Source organism: Actinosynnema sp. NPDC023658 (assembly GCF_040639995.1).
Classification (GTDB): domain Bacteria; phylum Actinomycetota; class Actinomycetes; order Mycobacteriales; family Pseudonocardiaceae; genus Actinosynnema.
This window is the reverse complement of the sequence record NZ_JBFAAX010000640.1, coordinates 1-3,285: the sequence shown is the minus strand read 5'-3', so window position 1 is coordinate 3,285 and position 3,285 is coordinate 1. Positions and strand designations below refer to the sequence as shown.

The window sequence follows — 3,285 nt, the reverse complement described above, 5'->3', positions numbered from 1 at the left end:
GTCACCGATGCCGTCGACCTGCTCGGCGCGGGTGTCGACGTGGTCCGTGCGCTCGATCTGGTCCACACCGTCCATGTGGTCCAGTATGCGTGGCCCTCGCGGTACCAGGATCGGCGTTCCGCCCGTTGAACCGGGTCTGGCTACCCCGTCGCGTCCGGGCGACCGTGGTGGCATGGACTCCACGAAGAAGATCCTCGTCGTCAGCGCCCACCCGGAACCCCGGTCGCTCAACGGCGCCCTGACCTCGTTCGCGGTCGAGGAGCTGCGCGCGGCCGGGCACGAGGTGCGGGTGTCCGACCTCTACGCGATGGGGTGGAAGGCGGCGGTGGACGCCGACGACTTCCCCGGCCACGCGGGTGACGGGCCGCTGGACGTGCTGGCGGCCCACGAGCGGGCCACCCTGGCGGGCGGGCTGACGCCCGACGTCCTGGCCGAGCAGGAGAAGGTGCGCTGGTCGGACGCGGTGATCCTGCAGTTCCCGATGTGGTGGTTCTCGATGCCCGCGATCCTCAAGGGCTGGGTCGACCGCGTGTTCACCAACGGGTTCGCGCACGGCCCGGCCGTCGCGCCGCCCTACACCGGGGGAGCCCTGGGCGGGCGGCGTGCGCTGGTGTCGGTGACGATCGGCGCGCGGGAGTCGGCGTTCTCCGACCGGGGCGCCCACGGGCGGCTGGCGGACCTCCTGTTCCCCGTGCAGCACGGCCTGTTCTGGTTCACCGGCATGGCGCCGCTGGAGCCGTTCGCGGTGTACGGCGCGGTCGGTCTGCCGGCGGAGCGGTTCGCGGCGGCGAAGCGGGAGTACCGGCGGCGGCTGCGCGGGCTGTTCACCGACGAGCCGGTCCCGTTCCGGTCGCTGCTCGACGACTACGACCGCGACATGCGCCTTCGGCCGGGCGCGGAGGAGCCGGGGACCGCCGGTCTCGACGTCCACCTCCGGTCGCGGCGGATCACCCGGACGGGTGACGTCGCACCGCACCGGGCGGACGACCCCTCGCTGGTCGGGTGAGCCGGTCGGGTTCCGGGTCGCGGGCTCACCACTGGATGTCGGTCAACGCCTCGAGCGGCGCGCGGTCGTCCAGGGACTCCGGCAGCACGAGGGTGTCCGCCGCCCTCAGCGCCTCCGGGAACGTGAAGCCGCACCGCTCCTCGACCTCGCCCACCCGCACCTGGAACACCCGGAACTCGTCCAGGTCCAGCGATTCCAGCTGGTTCAGGTTCTGCGTGAGCACGAACGCCCGCGCCTTCAGCGTCCCGGCGGAGGTGAACACGATGACCTTCCAGTACTCCCGGGGCAGCGCGACGCCGCGGAACACGCGGTCGTCGGCCTGGAACACCGGACCGCCGTAGACGCTCACCCGCAGGTCGTCGACGTCCACGTCGGACATCACCGCGTCCTCCAGCCGACCCCACAGCCCGTGCCGCATGCTCTGGTTGAAGTCGTCCATCTGGGGCGTGATGTTGGTGAAGAAGAACGAGTCGACGTTGGCCTGCTCCGCGACGGCCTGCGGACCCCACAGCAGGTCCGCGCGCCGCGCCAGGTGGCCCCGGTCGAGCCGGTTGCCCCGGTACAGCTCGTCACCGACCTGGAACCGCGCCGGCACCCGCGGGTCGAGCACGAACGGGATGCCGGTGCGGTCGATGGACCTCAGCCCGCCGCCGTCGATGTTCCACGCCACCCAGAACGCGAACCGCCGCGACTTGCTCTGCGCCAGCGAGAAGTGCGTGTAGTCGATCACCGTCGACCCGTCGACCTCGACCGCGTCGGCGCGCGCCGCCTCACCGAGCTGGGGGACGCCCACCGGCGTGCCGAGGAAGTCCTCGTCGAACCCGACGGTCACCGCCTGAGCGCCCACCGGTGGCGAGAGCGTGATGCCGAGCTTCTCGAACACCGAGCCGGGCAGGCACGCCAGCGCGTGCTCGTCCGCGTCGCCACCGGCCTCGCCCGCGAAGTGCAGTCCCGCCATGGTCCGGCCGGCGCGGCCGTTGGCCGCCTTGAACACCCACGCGGAGCCGGAGTCGCCGCCCATGCTGATCTCGCCGTCGGGGGCGGGACGCGCCGGGTCCGGTCCGATCTCGAAGCAGCCGATCTGCCGCTGCCCGACCCCGGGCCCGTAGTCGATCTTGACGAGGGTGTCCACGCGCCGGACCACGCCGTGCGTGACGCCGGTCGTGCGGCCGCTCTTGACGACCTTGTCCCCCAGCTCCGGCTCACCGAGCGCGTCCAACCGCACGCCGAGGTCGAGGACGTCCGGCGCGAACCCCCGGTGCTCGACGGTGGCGACGGCGCAGTCGCCCGCCGCGCCGAGGTGCGACCGCACGAGCCTGCCCAGCCGGTTGCGGTCGGTGCGGTTGTCGTCGTGCACGCCGGGCTGCACCACGTCCTCGCCCAACGCGCCGGTCGGGCCGTGCAGGACGTGCCAGTTGCTCAACACGTACGGGGTGCCGTCGTCCCGGTCGTACACGACGCAGCCGACGGTGCCCGCGGACACGCGCACGTGCCCCACGCTCACGCCCGGCACCACCGGGTCGACGCGCGTCTTGCGCACGTCGCTCGCCGCCGCCTCCACCACCCGGAAGTCGACGTGGTAGTCGCGTTGCAGCACGTCGGTGGGCACGGCGACGCCGTCGACCTCGATGGTCGCGGGCAGCAGCGCGGTGCCCAGCTCGCGCAGCGCCTCGGGCTCGGCCTTCTGCCGGACGGTGAACTGGATGGCGAGCTCGTCGGTCGGCCGTCCGCCGGTCACCCGGTAGCCGATCCCGATCGACGACACGTTCGGGTCGCGCAGGTAGTCCGCGCCCTTGGTGCGCACGAACCGCCTCAGCGAGGCCTGCAGACCGTTCTTCTTCTTGACCATGAGCGCAAACCCCCTGTGTGTGCGCGCCGGTGGCCTTGCTGTCGACGTCACCCGAACCGGTGTTAGCCCTTGACGCTTTCGTTCACCCGTTCAGCCCAACGGGTGGCCACCGAATGCAGTCTCCATCACTGAGACGACTGAAAGTTGACCACCGGACGACTGATCATTGAACTCTGATCGGACCTGTCGCCGCCGCGGTGGTCGTGCTGGGCTTCGAGGACGAGCACGTTCCCCTGCCCGGTGGAGGAGCCGTGAAGATCGGACACGTCCTGGTGGCGAGCGCCCTGCTGGTCGGACTCGTCGCCACGCCCGCGCACGCCGTCCCCGTCGGTCCCGTGCTGTACGCGGGGCACCCGGACGCGGTGGCGGGCAGCTACATCGTGGTGCTGAAGCGGCACGACGACCTGGCCGCCGCCCGGTCCGCCGCGCC

The 3,285-nt window shown here is 72.0% G+C and carries 2 protein-coding genes; one reads left to right on the top strand and one right to left on the bottom strand.

What is annotated here, in order from left to right:
- The first annotated feature begins 172 nt into the window (after nucleotides 1–172).
- Entirely contained in the window at nucleotides 173–1,006 is an 834-nt protein-coding gene (locus tag AB0G02_RS32535) for an NAD(P)H-dependent oxidoreductase (RefSeq protein ID WP_360801862.1), read from the top strand.
- Between the two features lie 25 nt (nucleotides 1,007–1,031).
- On the opposite strand, the gene AB0G02_RS32530 is transcribed toward AB0G02_RS32535, so the two are convergent.
- The gene (locus AB0G02_RS32530; RefSeq protein ID WP_360801860.1) at nucleotides 1,032–2,855 is read right to left on the bottom strand and encodes a DNA/RNA non-specific endonuclease; all 1,824 of its coding nucleotides are present in this window, start codon (nucleotides 2,853–2,855) and stop codon (nucleotides 1,032–1,034) included.
- Between the last annotated feature and the right edge of the window lie 430 nt (nucleotides 2,856–3,285).

What these genes read in the sequence shown, in the direction of transcription:
- AB0G02_RS32535 (WP_360801862.1), top strand. Translation starts at nt 173, where the DNA reads ATGGACTCCACGAAGAAGATCCTCGTCGTCAGCGCCCACCCGGAACCC.
- AB0G02_RS32530 (WP_360801860.1), bottom strand. Translation starts at nt 2,855, where the DNA reads ATGGTCAAGAAGAAGAACGGTCTGCAGGCCTCGCTGAGGCGGTTCGTG.